The 17,323-nt window shown below is 68.3% G+C and carries 20 protein-coding genes and 1 pseudogene; 8 read left to right on the top strand and 13 right to left on the bottom strand.

Going from position 1 to position 17,323, the window contains the following annotated elements:
- Window positions 1–69: 69 nt before the first annotated feature.
- The 5 genes from ABID97_RS24125 to rtcA all read left to right on the top strand — a co-directional run bounded on the left by ABID97_RS24125 (window position 70) and on the right by rtcA (window position 4,400).
- Window positions 70–723 (top strand): zinc-ribbon domain containing protein, encoded by a 654-nt coding sequence (locus ABID97_RS24125; protein WP_354401305.1) that lies wholly within the window; start codon window positions 70–72, stop codon window positions 721–723.
- Window positions 717–1,685 carry a ribonuclease Z gene (locus tag ABID97_RS24120; RefSeq protein WP_354401304.1) on the top strand — a complete coding sequence of 323 codons (969 nt, stop codon included), beginning with the start codon at window positions 717–719 and terminating at the stop codon, window positions 1,683–1,685. Before ABID97_RS24125 ends, ABID97_RS24120 begins: the two co-directional genes overlap by 7 nt.
- Window positions 1,686–1,775: 90 nt before the next feature.
- Window positions 1,776–2,450 carry a hypothetical protein gene (locus tag ABID97_RS24115; RefSeq protein ID WP_354401303.1) on the top strand — a complete coding sequence of 225 codons (675 nt, stop codon included), beginning with the start codon at window positions 1,776–1,778 and terminating at the stop codon, window positions 2,448–2,450.
- A 58-nt stretch (window positions 2,451–2,508) separates the two neighbouring features.
- The gene (locus ABID97_RS24110; RefSeq protein WP_354401301.1) at window positions 2,509–3,363 is read left to right on the top strand and encodes a nucleotidyltransferase domain-containing protein; all 855 of its coding nucleotides are present in this window, start codon (window positions 2,509–2,511) and stop codon (window positions 3,361–3,363) included.
- A complete protein-coding gene (rtcA, locus tag ABID97_RS24105) occupies window positions 3,360–4,400 on the top strand; it encodes an RNA 3'-terminal phosphate cyclase (protein ID WP_354401299.1) in 1,041 nt (346 codons plus the stop codon). The genes ABID97_RS24110 and rtcA overlap by 4 nt, the downstream gene beginning before the upstream one ends.
- On the opposite strand, the gene ABID97_RS24100 is transcribed toward rtcA, so the two are convergent.
- A complete protein-coding gene (locus tag ABID97_RS24100) occupies window positions 4,343–6,049 on the bottom strand; it encodes an adenylate/guanylate cyclase domain-containing protein (protein WP_354401298.1) in 1,707 nt (568 codons plus the stop codon). The genes rtcA and ABID97_RS24100 overlap by 58 nt on opposite strands.
- Window positions 6,050–6,220: 171 nt before the next feature.
- On the opposite strand from ABID97_RS24100, the gene ABID97_RS24095 reads away from it, so the two are divergent.
- Window positions 6,221–6,832, top strand: coding sequence for a Crp/Fnr family transcriptional regulator (locus ABID97_RS24095; protein WP_354401297.1), 612 nt, complete (start codon window positions 6,221–6,223; stop codon window positions 6,830–6,832).
- 6 nt (window positions 6,833–6,838) lie between these two features.
- Here ABID97_RS24095 and ABID97_RS24090 read toward each other — a convergent pair whose 3' ends face one another.
- Entirely contained in the window at window positions 6,839–7,315 is a 477-nt protein-coding gene (locus ABID97_RS24090; RefSeq protein ID WP_354401295.1) for a DoxX family protein, read from the bottom strand.
- Window positions 7,316–7,537: 222 nt separating this feature from the next.
- Here ABID97_RS24090 and ABID97_RS24085 point away from each other — a divergent pair, with 222 nt between their 5' ends.
- Window positions 7,538–8,296: a sulfite exporter TauE/SafE family protein gene (locus ABID97_RS24085; RefSeq protein WP_354401294.1), complete on the top strand. Its 759-nt coding sequence runs from the start codon at window positions 7,538–7,540 to the stop codon at window positions 8,294–8,296.
- Window positions 8,297–8,308: 12 nt separating this feature from the next.
- On the opposite strand, the gene ABID97_RS24080 is transcribed toward ABID97_RS24085, so the two are convergent.
- The 5 genes and pseudogenes from ABID97_RS24080 to ABID97_RS24060 form a co-directional block, all read right to left on the bottom strand.
- Window positions 8,309–8,668, bottom strand: coding sequence for a DUF1428 domain-containing protein (locus ABID97_RS24080; RefSeq protein ID WP_354401293.1), 360 nt, complete (start codon window positions 8,666–8,668; stop codon window positions 8,309–8,311).
- A 64-nt stretch (window positions 8,669–8,732) separates the two neighbouring features.
- On the bottom strand, window positions 8,733–10,220 hold the full coding sequence (locus tag ABID97_RS24075; protein ID WP_354401292.1) for a DHA2 family efflux MFS transporter permease subunit: 1,488 nt from the start codon (window positions 10,218–10,220) through the stop codon (window positions 8,733–8,735).
- Window positions 10,221–10,255: 35 nt separating this feature from the next.
- A complete protein-coding gene (locus ABID97_RS24070) occupies window positions 10,256–10,675 on the bottom strand; it encodes a VOC family protein (RefSeq protein WP_354401291.1) in 420 nt (139 codons plus the stop codon).
- An 18-nt stretch (window positions 10,676–10,693) separates the two neighbouring features.
- The gene (locus tag ABID97_RS24065; RefSeq protein ID WP_354401850.1) at window positions 10,694–11,221 is read right to left on the bottom strand and encodes an SRPBCC family protein; all 528 of its coding nucleotides are present in this window, start codon (window positions 11,219–11,221) and stop codon (window positions 10,694–10,696) included.
- Window positions 11,222–11,267: 46 nt separating this feature from the next.
- A pseudogene (locus tag ABID97_RS24060) lies at window positions 11,268–11,707 on the bottom strand (VOC family protein).
- Window positions 11,708–11,834: 127 nt separating this feature from the next.
- On the opposite strand from ABID97_RS24060, the gene ABID97_RS24055 reads away from it, so the two are divergent.
- Window positions 11,835–12,497, top strand: a complete 663-nt coding sequence (locus tag ABID97_RS24055; protein ID WP_354401290.1) for a TetR/AcrR family transcriptional regulator — start codon at window positions 11,835–11,837, stop codon at window positions 12,495–12,497.
- A gap of 79 nt (window positions 12,498–12,576) precedes the next feature.
- Here the strand turns inward: ABID97_RS24055 and ABID97_RS24050 are convergent, their stop codons facing one another.
- The 6 genes from ABID97_RS24050 to ABID97_RS24025 all read right to left on the bottom strand — a co-directional run bounded on the left by ABID97_RS24050 (window position 12,577) and on the right by ABID97_RS24025 (window position 17,318).
- A complete protein-coding gene (locus ABID97_RS24050; RefSeq protein ID WP_354401289.1) occupies window positions 12,577–12,894 on the bottom strand; it encodes a CcdB family protein in 318 nt (105 codons plus the stop codon).
- Window positions 12,895–12,903: 9 nt separating this feature from the next.
- Window positions 12,904–13,173, bottom strand: coding sequence for a type II toxin-antitoxin system prevent-host-death family antitoxin (locus tag ABID97_RS24045; protein WP_354401288.1), 270 nt, complete (start codon window positions 13,171–13,173; stop codon window positions 12,904–12,906).
- Window positions 13,174–13,236: 63 nt separating this feature from the next.
- The gene (locus tag ABID97_RS24040) at window positions 13,237–13,728 is read right to left on the bottom strand and encodes a MarR family winged helix-turn-helix transcriptional regulator (protein WP_354401286.1); all 492 of its coding nucleotides are present in this window, start codon (window positions 13,726–13,728) and stop codon (window positions 13,237–13,239) included.
- Between the two features lie 40 nt (window positions 13,729–13,768).
- Window positions 13,769–15,526: an acyl-CoA dehydrogenase family protein gene (locus ABID97_RS24035; RefSeq protein WP_354401285.1), complete on the bottom strand. Its 1,758-nt coding sequence runs from the start codon at window positions 15,524–15,526 to the stop codon at window positions 13,769–13,771.
- A gap of 7 nt (window positions 15,527–15,533) precedes the next feature.
- Window positions 15,534–16,523 carry a Bug family tripartite tricarboxylate transporter substrate binding protein gene (locus ABID97_RS24030; RefSeq protein ID WP_354401284.1) on the bottom strand — a complete coding sequence of 330 codons (990 nt, stop codon included), beginning with the start codon at window positions 16,521–16,523 and terminating at the stop codon, window positions 15,534–15,536.
- 30 nt (window positions 16,524–16,553) lie between these two features.
- On the bottom strand, window positions 16,554–17,318 hold the full coding sequence (locus ABID97_RS24025) for an SDR family NAD(P)-dependent oxidoreductase (RefSeq protein WP_354401283.1): 765 nt from the start codon (window positions 17,316–17,318) through the stop codon (window positions 16,554–16,556).
- Window positions 17,319–17,323: the final 5 nt, after the last annotated feature.

Here is a 17,323-nt window from a genome sequence, read left to right as displayed (position 1 = left end):
CGGCTGAACGGCTCGGAGCACAGCCGCCAGCCAAGTAGCAACAGGTGCTCGCATTGCGAGCCTTCGATCATGAAAAGCAACAAGCAACGACGCGCCGAGATCAAGGCCCGTCGCCTCGAACGCGCGGCCAACCTGAAGGCGAAGCTGCGCACCCAGGACGCCCGGCAATTGTCGGCAGGCGGGCTCGTGCCCGGCATGGCCATGGCCGACAAGTCGCGGCTCGCGCACTACAACACCAGCTTCGGCGAGGTGCCCGATTTCTATCTGGATCAGGCCTACACCTGCCGCGATTGCGGCGCACAAGAGGTGTGGACGGCCAAGCAGCAGAAGTGGTGGCATGAGGTTGCGCAAGGCTCGGTCTACAGCCAGGCGGTGCGATGCCGTGCGTGCCGGCAGGCGCGCCGGGCCCTGCGCGATGACGCGCTTCGCAATGAAGGCGCGAATCTGCTGGGCGACGAGGTGGCGCGGTTGCGCGCGCTGGCAACCCAGAGGCCCACGAACGATGCACTGGTGCAGGTGGAGGCCGCCTTGCAGAGCAAGTGGCGCAGCCTGCGCGTGGTCGCCATCGAAGTCATGGGCCAGTGGGGTGGCCCCGCGCAGATCGAGCGGCTGCAGGCATTCGCCGCCGACCGCACAGGCAGCTACGGAAGCTGGGAATACGAAGCGTCGAGGGCCGCGGCCAAGGTCCTGGCGCGCAAGGCGGAGGCCGATCCGGCATGTTGAAACTCATCTTCCTGGGCACGTCTTCGGGCACGCCCACGCGCCAGCGCAACGTCTCCGGCCTGGCGGTGCAGACCGTGCTGGGCGCCGACTGGTTCCTCGTCGACTGCGGCGAGGGCACGCAGCACCGGCTGCAGCAAACGCCGCTGTCGCTGCACGACATGGCTGCCGTCTGCATCACGCATGTGCACGGCGACCATTGCTACGGCCTGCCGGGTCTGCTCGCGAGCGCCGGCATGGGCAAGCGCACCAAACCCCTGAAGCTGATCGCGCCGCTGCCGGTATGGCAGTGGTTCGAAGCCACGCGCCGCCTGACTGACCTGCACCTGCCGTACGAGGTCGAGCATGTGGATGTCGAAGCCCAGGCGCGGGTGCACCAAGCACCGGGGCTTCGCATCGAGCGCCATGCGCTGCGGCACCGCGTGCCCAGCCACGCGTTTCGCGTGCAGGTCGAAACCCGGCGCATGCGTCTGAAGGTCGAGGCCCTGCGCACGGCCGGCCTGCCGCCGGGTCCCGCATGGCGCGCGTTGCAGAACGGCGAGGACGTGCCTTTCAACGGCGCCGTGCTGCGCAGCGCGGATTTTGCAGAGGCGCAGGTCGAGACGGCAGCCGCCGTGCTGGGCGGCGACAACGCCGAGCCCGCGTTGCTGCGCGCCGCCTGCCAGGGCGCGCAACTGCTGGTGCACGAGGCCACCTACACGCAGGAGGCGCTCGACAAGGTCGGCCCCGGCCCCATGCACAGTTCGGCGCGGCTGCTGGCCGAGTTTGCGCAGTCCGCCGGAGTGCCCAACCTGGTTCTCACGCACCTGAGCCCGCGCCACCAGAACGAGGATGGTATGGCGGCGTTGTTGGGCGAAGCCAGGGCGCACTACAAAGGCAACGCGTTCCTGGCCAACGACCTGGATGTTTTCGAACTCGACGGGGCCGGCAAGGTCACCGTCACCCGCGGCCGATCGGATGAATGAAAACTCCGACGGCAGGAAGAAGAATTTCATGAGCAACCAAGAATTCATGCGCTCGGCGCACCCCATCGGGCACTTATCGGAGGAGGCGGCATGAGCGTGCGTCCGCATTGGGTGGAGTCGCTGTCATCGGCCGATGAGGCCGAAGCGGTCGCGCTGCGCAAGACGCTGCAGCGCGTCGGTTCGGGCTTCGAGTTTGCCGTCCATCGTGTCGCCGCCGATGTCGATAGCGTCGGCGAAGCGCACCATCGCGCGGTGCTGCGCCTCTTGTGTGACGAGATTACGGCGGCCGCCGAACACTATCGCCAGGAAGTGATCGCGCGCGATCCATCGGTTGCGGCGGCATTCGGCAGCCCACTTAAGTTCGACGTCGGCGCCGCACGCGCCACGCCGCTCGATGCGGCCGCAGTGATTGCCGCGGAAAGTTTCGCGCCGCTGCACCGCATCGCGCACACGCGCGATCCCGCAACGGTCTCGTGGTTCGAATGGTTCTGCGCGGCCTTCGGCGATCCGCCGTACAGGCTGCAGGTCGCAGACGAAACCGAGCGCGCGCAGCTGTTCCCGCGCTTTTGCCGATGCACGGGCTTGCTGCCGGGCGAGGGCATCGTCGCGCTCGATTGGGTCGGCGATCCGGAGCGCGAGCCCGAACGCAGCATGTGGAGCGACTATTTCGACGAGGGCAAGGAGTGGTGGGGCATCTGGTGCCTTACCGTTTGGAACCCCCGCCGCCGAACGCTGGCCGCCATGATCGCGAGCCAGACCGATTGACCCGTCGCCGCGGCGGGCAGTGAAAAACATCGACAGACAAGAACGAGATTTCGACACCATGAAGCAAGAAGAACAAAAGGAATTCCTCCGCTCCGCCCACCCGATCGACCCCACCGTGCGCGAGGAGATCATGGTCAACCTGCGCGGCATAGAAGCAACGCACGACGTCACCGTGCTTTTCGCCTGCGAGTCCGGCAGCCGCGGCTGGGGCTTTGCCTCGCCCGACAGCGACTACGACGTGCGCTTCATCTACGTCAACCGCCTGCCGTGGTATCTCACGGTGACAGCGCGGCGCGACGTGATCGAGGTGCCGATCAGCGGCGACCTCGACATCAATGGCTGGGACCTTCGCAAGGCGCTGGGGTTGATGCGCGAATCGAACCCCACGCTGCTCGAATGGCTGCGCTCGCCCATCGTGTACCGCGACGACGCGGTGGCGATGCCGCGTTTTCGCGCGCTCTCGGAAGCGGTGTTTTCCAACGCTCGCGGCTGGCATCACTACACCTCGATGGCGAAGAAGAACTTCCGCGAGCATCTTCAGGCCGACGAGGTGCGCTACAAGAAATACCTCTACGTGCTTCGCCCGCTGCTGGCTGCGCGCTGGATCCGCACGCAGGCCGGCGTGCCACCGATGCGCTTTGCTGACCTGGCTCAGAGGACGCTCGACCCCGCGCGCGATGCCACGCTCGTCGGCGAGATCAACGCGCTGCTCGAGGTGAAGATGCGCGCCGGAGAAGCCGCGACCAGCCCCCGCTGGCCCGGCATCCATGCGTTCATCGAGTCCGAACTGGCGGCCAATGCGGTCGAACCGGTGACGCCGTTGCCGCAGGCCGAGGCGTCGGGACTCGACGCGTTTCTTTGCGAGACGGTGCTGCGGTTCGAGGCCGCCACCCAGGAAGGAGGCCGCACATGATCGAACTCGACGGCTCCCAAGGCGAGGGCGGCGGCCAGATCCTGCGTACCAGCCTCGCCCTTTCCGTGGCAACGGGCCAGCCGGTCGCCATCGAGAAGATTCGCGCGGGGCGTGCCAAGCCGGGGCTCATGCGCCAGCATCTCGCGTGCGTCCATGCCGCGGCGGAAATCAGCGGTGCGCAGGTCGAAGGCGCCGAGCTCGGCTCGCAGTCGCTGCGTTTCGTGCCCGGGCCGGTGCGCGCGGGCGAGTACCGTTTCACGATCGCGAGCGCGGGCAGCTGCATGCTCGTGCTGCAAACGGTGCTGCCGCCGCTGCTGCTGGCCAGCGCGCCGAGCCAGGTGCACCTGCGCGGCGGTACGCACAACCCGATGGCGCCGCCTTTCCATTTTCTGGAGCGTGCCTTCGCGCCGCTGGTGCGCCGCATGGGCGCCGACCTGCAACTGGTGCTGCGCCGCTGCGGTTTCTACCCGGCCGGCGGCGGCGAGGTGGAGGCGACCATCGTGCCCGCGGTGAACGGCCTGCGGCCTTTCGACCTCGTTGCGCGCGGCGCACTGCTGTCGGCCCGCGCAGAGTGCCTGGCTCCGGGGCTGGCGCGACACGTCGCAGCGCGCGAACTCGAAGCGCTGGGCAAGGCCATGGGCTGGTCCGGCGAGCAGTTGCGCGTGGGCACGGCGCGGCAGAACGAGGGGCCTGGCAACGCCCTGCTCGCCACGCTGGCCTACGAGCATGTGACCGAGGTGTTCACGGCCTTCGGTGAGAAGACGCTGAGCGCCGAGCAGGTGGCGCATGCGCTGGTGAAAGAGCTGCGCGACTTCCAGAAAAGCCAGGGCGCGGTGGGACCGCACCTGGCCGACCAGCTGGCATTGCTGCTGGGCCTGGCGGCATGGCAGAGCGGCAGCGCAGGCACGTTCACTTGCAGCGAAGTGACCGGGCACACGCGCACCAACTGCGAGGTGATCGAGCGCTTCCTCCCCGTGCGCTACGAGATCTCCGGCGCGCCGGACGCGGCCACCATCACGGTGCGGCCTGCCGGCTGAACGGCGCCCGGCGAGCAGATCACGGCCAAGGGTTCGGAGCGGCCCCGCACCCGCAGCAGGTCGACCTGTTCCGCCGTGTGGGCAAGGCCGGCCTGCTGCGCCGCGAACAAGGAAACCACCAGGCGCGACGCGGCGGCCTTGGCGTGGTCCTGCAGCCGGCTTGCGGTGTTGACCACTTCGCCGATGGCCGTGAAAGTGGTGGTGTCGAGATAACCCACTTCGCCCACCGCCGCTCGGCCGGCATGTAGGCCCATGCCGAAGTCCAGCCGCTGGCCGAACTGGGCTTCGAAGCCTTCGCTCCACGCGTCCATGCGCTGGCCGATGAGTTCGGTGGCGCGCAGTGCCTGGCGGCAGGCGGTGGGCAGGTCGGTCTCGAGGCCGAAGATCGCCATCACGCTGTCGCCGATGAACTGGTTCGGCACACCGCCGCTTTCGCGCACGGCCGCACCCACGGTGGCGAAGTAGCGGTCCAGCACATAGGCCAGGTCGAACGGCCATTGCCGCTCCGACAGTCCCGACCAGCGCCGAAGGTCCACGAAGAGCACGGCCACGTCGCGCTCGCGCCCGAAGCTGCTGACCGGCGCGGGGCGCCCCCCGTTGGGCGGCGGCGCGAACAGCGGCGTCACCTCGATGTCGCCCTGCGGGCGCAGCTGGCAGGCCAGCCGCACGTCGCCCGGCGCGCGCACGCGCTCGAGCGTTCGCTGCTCGTCGCGGCCGGGCGCGCCGGTGTGCTCTGCGGGGCCGATCACGCGCACGCGGCAGGTCGAGCAGCGCGCCCGCCCGCCACACACAGACAGGTGCGCAATGCCGTGTGAGCGGCTCGCTTCCAGCACGCTCCAGCCGCGCGGCACGTGCACCGTGCGCTCGGGGTAGCGCAGCGCGATGGAAGGTTGGCGGGACCAGCGCGCGACCCAGTTCCGTCCTCCCCGGGCGGCCAGCAAGGCAAGCAGCGCCAGGCCGTAGAACCACTTGACATAGCCCTCGGCGGCATTGAGTGCCTTGCCCTGCGCGGGCGTCGGGAGTTGCGCGGGCGGAACGCCGGTCCACTGGAACTCGCGCCCCATCGAGACGAAGCCCATGGCCGCCGTGAGCGGCAGCACCACCGCCATGGCCAGCAGCAGATGGGAGAAGCGGCGGTAGCCCGGGCGCGCGCGCAGGGCGAAGTGCACACCCAGGCAGCCGTGGCTCCAGGCCGCGAGCATCAAGGCGAACTGCGCACCGGCGCCGGGCAGGCTCCAGAGCCCCGAGACGACGCGGACATAGGAACCCTCGATGCCATAGGCGAGGTAGGCGCCGCGCATGGCCGTCAGGTGCGTGGCCAGCAGCAGCGGCAGCGCAAAGCCCAGCAGCACGCGCAGGCCCTCCAGCGGCGGCATGCGCAGCGTACGGCGCTCCCACAGCGCGCTGACCGCGAGTGCCAGGTGCACGCCCGCCGCGCCGTACAGCAGCAGCGTGCCCGACAGGCTGTGCCAGAACTTCTGCACCCCGCGCAGCACGGTTTCGGCCGCCGCGAACGACACGATGCCCAGCGTATGGTTCAGCAGGTGTGCCGCGACATAGGCCATCAGCACCAGCCCGCTGACCCAGCGGAGATTGCGCCGTGTCGGCGGTCTCGAGAGAAAGGCAAGGCGAGGGGAGGGGCTGTCCATGAACGGGTTCGAAGCGGCACCCGAGCATAATGCGCGCGCCCTCATCGACCCCCGCATGCCCTCATCCCTCGCCATTCCCCGCTCCAGCCTGGCGCTGCGCGCATCGCGCTGCTCGAAGGGCTGTCCGGCGACCGCCTGGACCTGCTCGCGCAGCAATGCCTGTGGCACAGCGTGGAGGCCGGCAAGCCGCTGCTGATGCGCGCCGAGCAGCAGGGCGACGTGTTCCTGCTGGTCTCGGGACGGGTGCGGGTGACCACCTATTCGGCCAACGGGCGGCAGGTCACCTTCAGGGATTCGGAGGCCGGCGAACACTTCGGCGACATTGCCGCCATCGACGGCGGGCCGCGCTCGGCCGACGTCGTCACGCTCGAACCCAGCGTGCTCGCCAGCCTGGACCGGGCCGCCTTCTTGGCGCTGTTGCGCGACGAGCCCGTGGTGGCCGAGCGTGTGATGCAGCGGCTGGCCTCGCTGGTGCGGCAGCTGTCCGAACGCGTGATCGACCTGAGCACGCTCGGCGTCCAGAACCGACTGCATGCCGAGCTGCTGCGCCTTGCGCGCGCGGCCGGCGTCCAGGACAACCAGGCGCGGCTGGAGCCGGCGCCCAGGCACGCGGCCCTGGCGAGCCAGATCAGCACCAACCGCGAACAGGTGACGCGTGAACTGAACGTGCTGGTGCGCAGCGGCGTGCTGCTGAAGGACGGTCGCGCACTGCTGGTGGCCGACGCCGCCCGCCTCGAATCGATGGTTTCGCAGGTGCGGGGCGAGGCGGGCGAGGTGGGCTGAGGCGGATCAGTTCCAGCGGCCGCGAATGCCGCCCAGGCTGAAGCGCCCTGCGCCCAGCAGCACCACGGCGAGGGCGCCGAACAGGTACAGGCCCTGCAGTTCGAGCGCCCAGCCGCCCTGCTTGGTCAGGGCGAACAGATCGGCCATGTGCACCAGGCCGAAGGCGGCGAGCATGTTGATGACGACCACGCCGGCGGCGGCGCGGGTCCAGAAGCCGGCGATCATGAGCAGCGGCGCGACGATCTCGCCCACATACACGAGGTAGGCGAGCCCTCCCGGCAGGCCGGCCTTGACCAGCATGGCGCTCACGAAGCCGACGCCGGCCGAGATCTTGAAGATGCCGTGCAGCAGCACGAGCACGCCCACGGCCACGCGCAGCAGCAGCTTGCCGGAATCGTCCAGCGTGGCGGGGGAGACGGAGGAAGCCTGCGCAGGGGCGTTGGGCGCACGCGCGGAATGGGCGGCGACGGCCTGGTTGTTCATGGCGAATCCTTGAAAGATGGAAGGGCCGCCACGGGTTGCGGCGGTTGCGGTTCCAGTGTGCGGAGCCGGGCGCCGAGGGTATGTGCGTTTACGCACAATTTTCGAAAGCGCAGTTCGCGCCGCGGCCGAGGCCCTGCAGGAGCCGCCCCATCCTGCTACGCTCCAGTGGCCCGCTCTCGGATCCAGCGGGCTTTTTTCTGCCTGCGCCGCCTCCCCTTCCCCATGGACTTTCCTCTCATCACCGACCCGCATTTCTATGCGGTGGCCGTCCCCGCCGTGCTGCTGCTGGGCATCAGCAAGAGCGGTTTCGGCGCGGGCTTCGGTTCGCTCGCGGTGCCGCTCATGGCGCTGGCGGTCACGGTGCCGCAGGCGGCGGCCATCCTGATGCCGCTGCTGCTGTTGATGGACCTGCTCGGCCTGGCGGCTTTCAGGAACGACTTCGACCGCGCGCTGCTCAAGTTCCTGATTCCGTTCGGTCTCTTGGGCACGGTGATCGGCACGCTGCTGTTTCGCACGCTCCCGGCCCACACCGTGGCGGGCGTGGTCGGTGTCTTCACCTTGCTGTTCCTGGCCCAGCGGCTGGTGTTTCCGCCCAAGCCCGACGACCCGCTGCCTTCGCGCGCCGTCGGGGCCGCGCTCACGACGGTGTCGGGCTTCACGAGCTTCATCGCCCATGCCGGCGGGCCGCCGGTCAATGCCTACGTGATCCCGTTGCGGCTCAAGCCGGTGGTGTTCACCGCCACCATGGCGTACTTCTTCTTCGTAGTGAACCTGAGCAAATGGGTTCCGTACGCCTGGCTCGGCCTCATCGACCTGCGAACCCTCGCGACGTCGGCGGTGCTGATGCCGCTGGCGCCGCTCGGCGTGTGGGTCGGCATCCGCATTGCCCGGCGCATCGATGCGACGTGGTTCTATCGCTTCGTGTACCTGGGCATGCTGCTCACGGGCCTGAAGCTCGTCTACGACGGCTTCCTGGCCTGAACGGCGCGGGCTTCAGAACTCGACGATGGATTTGAATCCGCCGAAGATCATCCGCTTCGCATCGAAGGGCATGGTCTTCGGGTCCATCGCGGCAATGCGCGGGTCGGCCATGACCTTGGCATTGACCTCGTCGCGGTGCTTGCGCGACTTGTAGACGATCCACGAGAACGCCACCGTTTCGTCCGCCTTCTGCTTCACGGCCTGCGGAAACGAGGTGAGCTTGCCCGGCTTCACGTCGTCGCCAATGCACTCCACGTATTCGAGCGCGCCGTATTCCATCCAGATCTTGCCGGCCTTGCGCGCCAGCTTGCGGTAGGCCTCGACGTTGTCGGAGGGAACGGGAACAAGAAAGCCATCGACATAACGAGCCATGGAAAGTCTCCTTGAAAGAATCGGAAGGAAGAAAAAGAACAGCGGCTGCCGGCCAGGCAGGCCTTCAGGACGCCGCCGCACGGTGTTCCGTGTTGGGGGATGCGGCGTCCCCGTTGCTGCCTTCGCCGGTCCGGCTGGACCCCGGCGATGCGGTGCGAAGCAGCAGGCCCCCGAGCAATCCCGCCACCGCCGCAAACACGGCGCCGATGAGAAACGCGAGGTTGTAGCCGCCGGTGAGCGCGAGCGGAAGCTGCGCGCCGGCGGCCGACATGGCATGGGTGCGTGCCGCGGCCGCGCTCGCCAGAACCGCGAGGCCCAGCGCGCCGCCCATCATGAAGGCCGTGTTCACCACGCCCGAGGCCAGGCCCGATTCGGTGGGGCTCACCTCGCTCATGGCCGCCAGCAGCAGCGGGTTCAGTGCCATGCCGGCGCCCAGGCCGAGCAGCAGCATGCCGGGCATCACGTCGAGTGCGAAGCTGCCGTTCACCGGTGCGCGCGCGAACAGCGCGAGGCCGATGGCGGCAAGCCCGAGTCCCACGGCCAGCGGCCCGCGGATGCCGAAGCGCATCACCAGCCTGGCCGACACGCCCAGCGAGAACACCGCCATGATCAGGTTGGCCGGCAGGAAAGCGAGGCCGATCTGCATCGGCGTGTAGCCCAGCACCAGCTGCATGTAGAGCGCCGAGATGAAGAACCACGCGAACATGGCCGCGGCCCACAGCACCCCCACCACGTTGGAGACCGACACGCTGCGCAGCCGGAACAGGCCGAGCGGCATCAGCGGATGCTGCACCCTGGCCTCGATGGCGATGAAGACCACCATCAGGACCACCGCGGCGCCCAGCAGGCCGAGCGTCTGCGTCGACTGCCAGCCGGCCTCGTTGCCGTTGACGATGGCGTAGACCGCGAGCATCAGCGACAGCGTGACCGCCACCGCGCCCGCCACGTCGAGCTTCTCGCCATGGGCATGGCCGCGCGCCGAGGGCAGCAGCGCCACGCACAACGCATACACCGCCACGCCGATCGGCAGGTTGACAAGGAAGATCCAGTGCCAGCTCAGCGTGCTCGTGAGCAAGCCGCCCAGCAGCACGCCGATGCTGCCGCCGCCCGCGCAGACGAAACCATAGACACCCATGGCCTTGGCCCGGTCGGCCGGCTCGGTGAAGATGTTCATGATGAGCGAGAGCGCCACCGCCGACACCACCGCGCCCCCCAGGCCCTGCACCGCGCGCGCCGCGATCAGCACGCCTTGCGAGCTGGCGATGCCGCAGGCCAGCGAAGCGAGCGTGAACAGCACGAGCCCGGCGAGGAAGATCCTGCGGTGCCCGTACAGGTCGCCCAGCCGCCCGCCGAGCAGCAGGAAGCCGCCGAAGGTCAGCATGTAGGCGTTCACCACCCAGACCAGCGAGGTTTCGGTGAACCCCAGGTCGGTCCGGATCGAGGGCAGCGCGACGTTCACGATCGTGGTGTCGAGCACGATCATCAGCACGCCCAGGCACAGCACCATCAATGCGAGCCAGCGCTTGCGGTTGTTGTCGAGTGTGTCGGTCATGAAGAATGATTCCTGCAAATTGCGAGTGAGTGGATTCAGACCAGCGGCTTGCCGCCGTTGATGAGCCACGGCGTGCCGAAGCGGTCGGTCACCATGCCGAAGCCCTCGACCCAGAAGGTCTTCTCGAACGGCATGGAGACGGTGCCACCCTCTGCGAACGCGTCGAACACGCGGCGCGCTTCGGCGACGCTCTCCAGGGTCAGCGCAACGCCGAATCCCTTCATGCCTTCGTAGGTCTGGCCGGGCATGGTGTCGGAAGCCATGAGCATGCCGTCGCCGTAGGAGAGGGACGCATGCATGATGCGCTTCTTGACGTCGGCCGGCATCTGCTCGGTGTCAGGCGCTTCGCCGATGGTCATCATCATCTGCATGGTGCCCCCGAGCGTCTTCTCGTAGAAGCGCATGGCTTCGGCTGCGTTGCCGTCGAACGTGAGGTAAGCGTGGATGGGAGACATGGTGTTTCCTTTCGGTGGTTACTTTTCGGAGGCCGTCTTGAGGTTGGCAAGGCCGGTTTCGAAGTCCTTGCCGATCATCTGGTCCATGTTGAAGAAGATGCCCATGAGCTTGGCGATGTAGGGGCTCGGGCCGTGCATGGCCCAGGTGACCTGTGTCTCGCTGCTCTGCGGCTGCAGCGTGAACTCGGCCATGTTGCGTGTCTCGAAGGGCTTGGTGAAATCGAGCTTGATCGCGATCTTCGAAGAGGGCGTCGACTCGGCGATTTCCATCCGGCCCGCGCCCGCCTTGTCGTTGCCTTCCCACGCATAGGTCGCGCCGGGCCCGGCGGGTGCGCCGCCGAAGGTGCGCTTCATGCCCGGGTCGAGCTTCTCGTAGGGCGACCATTCGCCCCAGCGGTGAAAGTCATTGATCAGCGGAAAGATCTTCTCGGCCGGCGCGGCGATGCGCGCCGAGCGTTCGACGCGAAAGGTGTCGGGCCGGGTGGCAGCGTAGATGAGCACGATCGCGATCAGCGCGAAGATGGCGAGGACGGTTTTCTTGAGCATGAAGCAATTCCTGCGGCGGGACGGGACGGACCCTCGCGCCAGTTGATTACTGGCCGGCGCCCACCACCACAGCAGCCAGCCCACGCCGAAGCGGTCGGTGAGCATGCCGAAGCTGGAGCTGAAGAAAGTCGGCATCAGCGGCTGCATCACCTGGCCGCCTTCGGCCAGCGCATCGAACCACTGGCGCGCCTGCGCATCGGTGGAGGCGGTGAGGGCGAGCATGATGCCCTTGAACTCCGGCTGGCCGGAACACCGCCCGTCGGAAGCCATCAGCTCGGTTTCACCGATGCGCACCACCGCGTGCATCACCTTGTCGGCCGCGGGCGCGCCGCCGCCGCAGCTCGCGTCGGCATCGGACGAGGGCGGCATCTCCGGTGCATCGCTGTAGCGCATGAGCTGCACGACCTCGGCGCCGAGCGCCTTCTTGTAGAACGCGAGCGCTTCGTCGCAGCGACCTTCGAACGAAAGATAAGACTGGACCTTCATGGCATTTCCTTTGGACTGAGGATGAAAGGATGCGCAGGGACCTGCGCGCATACGGAATTACTAGTTTGTGTACACCGTCCACAAAGAATAGCAGACATAATGGACAGTGTCCACATGGAGATTCCCGATGAGCCCCCGCCTCGTTCCGCCCGACCCCGGTCCGCCGGCCGCCCGCAGCACCTACCGGCACGGAGACCTGCGTCGCGCGCTGCTCGATGCGGCCATCGAACTGGCGCGTGATGGCGGCCCCGACGCGGTGGCGCTGCGCGAGGTGACGCGGCGCGCGGGCGTGGTGCCCAACGCCGCCTACCGTCATTTCGCGAGCCGGCGCGAACTGCTGCTGGCGGTGCGCGCGGCCGCGTTGTCGGCCGCAGCCACCGCGATGGAAAAAGAGCTGGCCGTGCTGCCCTGCGACCAGCCGCCCGTCGACTTCGCGCGGGCGCGGGTGCGGGCCATCGGCACCGCCTACCTGCGCTTCGCGCAGGCCGAGCCAGGCTTGTTCAAGACGGCTTTTCTCGTGACGTCGGAAGACGCCGAGGGCGAGGTGGGGCCGGGCAAAGCGGGCAGCAGCGGCATGGACCCGTTCCAGCTGCTGGGCAGTGCGATCGACCGGCTCGTGGATGCGGGCGCGCTGGAGTCATCGCGCCGCCCTGATGCCGAATACCTGGCGTGGTCGGCCGTGCACGGGCTGGCGCTGCTGATCATCGAAGGCCCGCTGAAGGACATGGACGCCCAAGCCGCCCATGCGCTGGGGCAGCGGCTGATCGACATGGTGGAGCGGGGGCTGTAGCCTGAATGCGCCCCTGGGTCAGACAGCCGGCGCCGCACCGGCGCGATGCGCTCGCCCCATCGCGGCGCCCGAGACAAATTCATACACCGCTGATGACGGCGTCGAGCGCTCCGACGAGTTCGCTGGCCTGAGATCGCAAGTTGCCTTGCGAGGTGCCGAGATCTTTCACGCGAAAGGGTGCAGAAAGATGAGGCAGGGCGACCAGGGCATTGCCCTCCCATTGCACCTGCGGGCACAACGCGCGAGGCAATGCGGCAGGCATGTGCTTGCGCAATGCGAGCGGAATGACAAGCCGCGTCGGCAATGCGGAGAGGAGATCGCTCTGGACGTCCACCATCCAGGGAATGTCCGGACGTTGAAGCTTCGAGGGGTTGGGATAGATATCGAACTGGGCCACTGCGCGCGTTCACCAAGGTCTGAATTCTTCGCCGAAGACGCCGATGCGTTCGACGAGTTCGTTTTGCGCAGTGATCCAGTCCTTGTATGTTTCACCGAACTCCCGCTTGCGCTGGGCCATGGACTTCTTCTGCTCCAAGGCCTCCAACTCTGCAAAGCGCGCTGCGGAGACGATCACACCGGCTACGCGATCGTTCTTCATCACGTGGACGGGTTCGCGCTCGGCTTGGCCGAGGTAGTAGCCGAATCGATTCTTGGCTTCGGTGGCACTGATCTGCATGGGTGATCCTCGGAGGGGGTTAGCCATTTTAGCTATTTTTCCGCAGCGTGACTTCAGCGCGAGCTACAGATACATCTTCTGCAGCAGCCGGATCAGCGTCTCGCGTTCGCGCGCCGTGAGCCGCGCGCTCGCATCGGTCTCGAGCTGCGTCACGGCCTGCTCCGCCTCGCCGATCAGCTTTTCGCCGGCTTCGGTGAGATGCAGCCCCACCGCGCGGCCGTCATGCGGATGCGGCCTGCGCTCGATGAGGCCGCGGCTGTCGAGCGTGGCGACCAGGCTCACCAGGTTGGGCGGCAGGATGTCGAGCGTGTTGCACAGCTGGCGCGAGGTGGCGCCCGGGTTGTGCGCGAGCAGCGACAGCACCGAGAAATCGATCTGCTTGAGGCCATACGGCGCCATGCGTTCGGCGAACAAGCTGCTCACGATCAGCCAGGCGCGCCGCGCGTTGTAGCCGACGAAGGCTTCCAGCACACGGGTATCGAGCCGGTCGGACTTGGCGTTGGCAGCCGCCGGCGGCGCTGCTTTTGTTGAACTGCTCTTGGAGGGACGGGGCATGGCCCGAGCGTAACCGCGCCGGGCCGCGCGGGTCTATCCGCTAGCCGCCGGCGACCGGCAATTTTGCGGCGTCGTGCGCCATGGCAACACCTTCGCAGGCGCGCTTGACGATGCCCATCCGCATCTCGAACTCGGGCAGCACCCAGCGCCGGAAGGCTGCGGCGGGGCCGGCTCGCGCGGCGCGCTCCGCATCCGATGCCTCGGCCGCATCGATGCGCGCCCAGGCCCAGGCCATCATCGTGAGCATCACCACGCGCAGGTAGTCGTCGGCCACTTCGTACGGCAGCACGGGGTTGGCATGCGCGGCCATCGCAATGGTGGTGCCCAGGTAGCGCAGCTGCGCGAGCCGCCGCTGCACGTCGGCATCGGCGTCGCGCGAGGCGTCGAGCGTGTCGCGCAGTTCGAGCAGCACGGCCGACATGCCGGCGCCGCCGTCGGGCAGCACCTTGCGCACGAGCAGGTCGATGGCCTGGATCTCGTTGGTGCCTTCGTAGATCATGGTCACGCGCGCGTCGCGCACGACCTGCTCGATGCCCCATTCGCGCACATAGCCGTGGCCGCCGAACACCTGCAGGCATTCGCTCGCGCCATGAAAGGCCTGGTGCGTGCAGGCGGCCTTGAGCACCGGCGTGACCAGCGAGCACCAGCGCTGTGCGCGCTCGCGTGCCTTGGGGTCGGCGCCGTGCGCGGCCACGTCGAGCATCAGGGCGCTGCGGTAGGCAAGCGTGCGCGCGCCTTCGATCCAGGCGCGCTGGGTGTCGAGAATGCGGCGGATCGCGGGATGCTCGGCGATGAGGTCGGCGGCCTCGCTGCCGCGGCTCGCAGGCACGGCGCCGGGCGCGCGCATCTGGCGGCGCTCCAGCGCATAGGCATCGGCCTTTTGCCAGGCGGCATCGAGCAGGCCGATGCCCTGCAAGGCCACGTGCAGGCGCGCCGCATTCATCATCACGAACATCGCCGCCAGGCCGCGGCCCGGCTCGCCGACAAGCCAGCCGGTGGCTTCGTCGAAGCGCATGACGCAGGTGGGGCTGCCATGCAGGCCCATTTTTTCCTCGATGCGCTCGCAGTGCACCGCGTTGCGCGTGCCATCGGGCAGCACCTTTGGTACCAGCACCAGCGACAGCCCTTTCGGCCCCGCGGGCGCATCGGGCAGCCGGCACAGCACCAGGTGCACGATGTTCCGTGTCAGGTCGTGCTCGCCGCCGGAGATGAAGATCTTGCCGCCGCTCACGCGCAGGCTGCCATCGGCCTGTGGCACGGCGCGCGTGCGCACCTGGCCCAGGTCGCTGCCGGCGTGGGCTTCGGTGAGGCACATGGTGGCGAGCCACTCGCCCGACGCGAGCTTGGAAAGGTAGCGTGCGCGGAGTTCCGCGCTGCCGTGGTGCTTGAGGCAGGCGTAGGCGCCGTGCAGCAGCCCCGGCGCCATGGTGAGCCCGTGGTTGGCCGCGCTCAGCCATTCGTAGAGGATGGCTTCGAGCACCGCCGGCAGGCCTTGCCCGCCGTCTTCCGCCGCAGCCGACAGCCCGGGCCAGCCGCCATCGACCAAGGCCTGGTAGGCCTCGCGAAAGCCCGGCGGCGTGGCGACCTCGCCCTGGCTGAAACGGCAGCCGATCTCGTCCCCGCCGCGGTTCGACGGTGCCACCGCCTCGGCCACGAAACGCGCCGCTTCGTCGAGCACCTGGCCCTGCAGCGCCTCGTCGACCTCCGCGAAGGGCGCCAGTGCGCGCAGCGCCGACGGGGCGTCGAGCACCGCGTTCAGGATGAAGCGGTGGTCTTCAGGGCGGGGGCGGTAATCCATGGGCGTATCAGGACTCGGCGGTGAAGCCGATCTTCTTGACCAGCGGGCCCCAGCGCTCGTATTCGGCCTGGAGCGACTTCTTCATCTCTTCGGGCGAGGAGCCGTGTGCGACCAAGCCGACCGACAGCAGCCCCTCGGCCACGGCCTTGTCCTTGAGCGCGGCCTGGATGGCCGTGCTCGCCGTCGCGATCACGTTGGCGGGGGTCCTCGCCGGCGCGAAGAAGCCGAACCATTCGTCGGCCACGATCTCGGGGAAGCCCTGCTCGGTGAAGGTGGGCACGTCGGGCAGGTAGGCGGGGCGCTGTGCGCCCGAGGAGGCGAGCACGCGCAGCTTGCCGGCCTTGGCGAAGGGCAGGCAGTCGCCCACCGGGGTCATGCTGGAGGCGATCTGCCCGCCCACCACGTCGTTGATGGCGGGCAGCGAGCCGCGGTACGGAACATGGCGCAGGTCGGTGCCGGTGTTCAGGCCCAGCAGCGCGCCCAGGAAGTGCGGCGTGGAGCCTGCGCCGGGCGAGCCGTAGCTGGCCTGGCCGGGGTTGGCCTTGGCCCACGCGATGTAGTCCTTCAGCGTCTTCACGCTGGCCGGCACCATCGGGCCCACGGCCAGGCCGTGCGTCATCACGGCGCCGATCGAGATGGGCGCGAAGTCGGCGAGGCCGTAGCTCAGCTTGGTATAGATGTGCGGGTAGGTCGACAGCGCCGAGGCCTGCGCGAGGCACAGCACCGAGCCGTCGGCCGGCGAGGTCTTGAGCGTGTCGAGCGCAATGCGCCCGCCCGCGCCCGGCTTGTTCTCGACCACGGCGTTGCTCTTCGAATACGGCGTGTCGCCGAGCTTCTCGGCCACGCGCCGCGCCACGCTGTCGCCCGCGCTGCCGGCTGGAAAGCCGTAGTAGATCTTGGCCTGCTGCACGGCCTCGGCGAGCGCGCCGAGCGGATACAGGGTGCCGAGTGCGGCGGCGCCGCCGAATGCCTTCACGAACTGGCGTCTGTTGGTCATGGTTTGTCTCCTTGGGGGTGTGGGGCTGGGTCAGCGCGGCGCCATGCGCAGGGCACCGTCGATGCGGATCACCTCGCCGTTCAGGTGCCCGTTGGTCACGATGTGGCAGGCGAGTTCGGCAAACTCCGAGGGCTTGCCCAGGCGAGGGGGGAACGGAATCGATGCGGCCAGCGATTGCTGCACGGCCTCGGGCAGTTCCATCAGGAGCGGCGTGGCGAAGAGCCCGGGCGCCACGGTGCACACGCGGATGGCGTGCTGCGCCAGGTCGCGCGCCATCGGCAGCGTCATCCCGACAAGGCCGCCCTTGGACGCGCTGTAGGCCTGCTGGCCCACCTGGCCGTCGAAGGCCGCGACCGAGGCGGTGAAGAGCATCACGCCCTTTTCGCCGTTGTCCAGCGCATCGAGCTTGGCGCAGCGCGCCGCGAACAGGCGCGCCATGTTGTAGCCGCCGATCAGGTTGATGTTGACCACGCGCACGAAGTCCTCGAGCGGCGCCGGGTTGCCGTCCTTGCCGACGATGCGCTTCGCGCTGCCGATGCCGGCCACGTTCATCAGGATGCGCGCGGTGCCGTGTGCCGCTGCGGCCTTGTCGAGCGCGGCGTTGACGCTCTCGGTGTCGGTGATGTCGCAGGTGCAGGCGACCCCGCCGATCTCCGCGGCGACCTTTTCGGCGAGCTCGGCATTGCGGTCGAGCACCGCCACCTTGGCGCCAAGGCGTGACAGCTCCCGCGCAGTGGCTTCGCCGAGGCCCGATGCGCCGCCGGTCACGAGCGCGGCTTGTCCTTCGATCTTCATGGTGT

The organism is Variovorax sp. OAS795 (genome assembly GCF_040546685.1).
Taxonomy (GTDB): domain Bacteria; phylum Pseudomonadota; class Gammaproteobacteria; order Burkholderiales; family Burkholderiaceae_C; genus Variovorax.
Note: the sequence above shows the minus strand (reverse complement) of the source record. Positions and strands in the feature narration are given on the sequence as shown.

What these genes read in the sequence shown, in the direction of transcription:
- ABID97_RS24080 (WP_354401293.1), bottom strand. Translation starts at nt 8,668, where the DNA reads ATGGCTCGTTATGTCGATGGCTTTCTTGTTCCCGTTCCCTCCGACAAC.
- ABID97_RS24040 (WP_354401286.1), bottom strand. Translation starts at nt 13,728, where the DNA reads ATGCCCCGTCCCTCCAAGAGCAGTTCAACAAAAGCAGCGCCGCCGGCG.
- ABID97_RS24035 (WP_354401285.1), bottom strand. Translation starts at nt 15,526, where the DNA reads ATGGATTACCGCCCCCGCCCTGAAGACCACCGCTTCATCCTGAACGCG.
- ABID97_RS24115 (WP_354401303.1), top strand. Translation starts at nt 1,776, where the DNA reads ATGAGCGTGCGTCCGCATTGGGTGGAGTCGCTGTCATCGGCCGATGAG.
- ABID97_RS24045 (WP_354401288.1), bottom strand. Translation starts at nt 13,173, where the DNA reads ATGCAGATCAGTGCCACCGAAGCCAAGAATCGATTCGGCTACTACCTC.
- ABID97_RS24070 (WP_354401291.1), bottom strand. Translation starts at nt 10,675, where the DNA reads ATGTCTCCCATCCACGCTTACCTCACGTTCGACGGCAACGCAGCCGAA.
- rtcA (WP_354401299.1), top strand. Translation starts at nt 3,360, where the DNA reads ATGATCGAACTCGACGGCTCCCAAGGCGAGGGCGGCGGCCAGATCCTG.
- ABID97_RS24075 (WP_354401292.1), bottom strand. Translation starts at nt 10,220, where the DNA reads ATGACCGACACACTCGACAACAACCGCAAGCGCTGGCTCGCATTGATG.
- ABID97_RS24120 (WP_354401304.1), top strand. Translation starts at nt 717, where the DNA reads ATGTTGAAACTCATCTTCCTGGGCACGTCTTCGGGCACGCCCACGCGC.
- ABID97_RS24055 (WP_354401290.1), top strand. Translation starts at nt 11,835, where the DNA reads ATGAGCCCCCGCCTCGTTCCGCCCGACCCCGGTCCGCCGGCCGCCCGC.
- ABID97_RS24065 (WP_354401850.1), bottom strand. Translation starts at nt 11,221, where the DNA reads ATGCTCAAGAAAACCGTCCTCGCCATCTTCGCGCTGATCGCGATCGTG.
- ABID97_RS24030 (WP_354401284.1), bottom strand. Translation starts at nt 16,523, where the DNA reads ATGACCAACAGACGCCAGTTCGTGAAGGCATTCGGCGGCGCCGCCGCA.
- ABID97_RS24085 (WP_354401294.1), top strand. Translation starts at nt 7,538, where the DNA reads ATGGACTTTCCTCTCATCACCGACCCGCATTTCTATGCGGTGGCCGTC.
- ABID97_RS24110 (WP_354401301.1), top strand. Translation starts at nt 2,509, where the DNA reads ATGAAGCAAGAAGAACAAAAGGAATTCCTCCGCTCCGCCCACCCGATC.
- ABID97_RS24090 (WP_354401295.1), bottom strand. Translation starts at nt 7,315, where the DNA reads ATGAACAACCAGGCCGTCGCCGCCCATTCCGCGCGTGCGCCCAACGCC.
- ABID97_RS24100 (WP_354401298.1), bottom strand. Translation starts at nt 6,049, where the DNA reads ATGGACAGCCCCTCCCCTCGCCTTGCCTTTCTCTCGAGACCGCCGACA.
- ABID97_RS24025 (WP_354401283.1), bottom strand. Translation starts at nt 17,318, where the DNA reads ATGAAGATCGAAGGACAAGCCGCGCTCGTGACCGGCGGCGCATCGGGC.
- ABID97_RS24125 (WP_354401305.1), top strand. Translation starts at nt 70, where the DNA reads ATGAAAAGCAACAAGCAACGACGCGCCGAGATCAAGGCCCGTCGCCTC.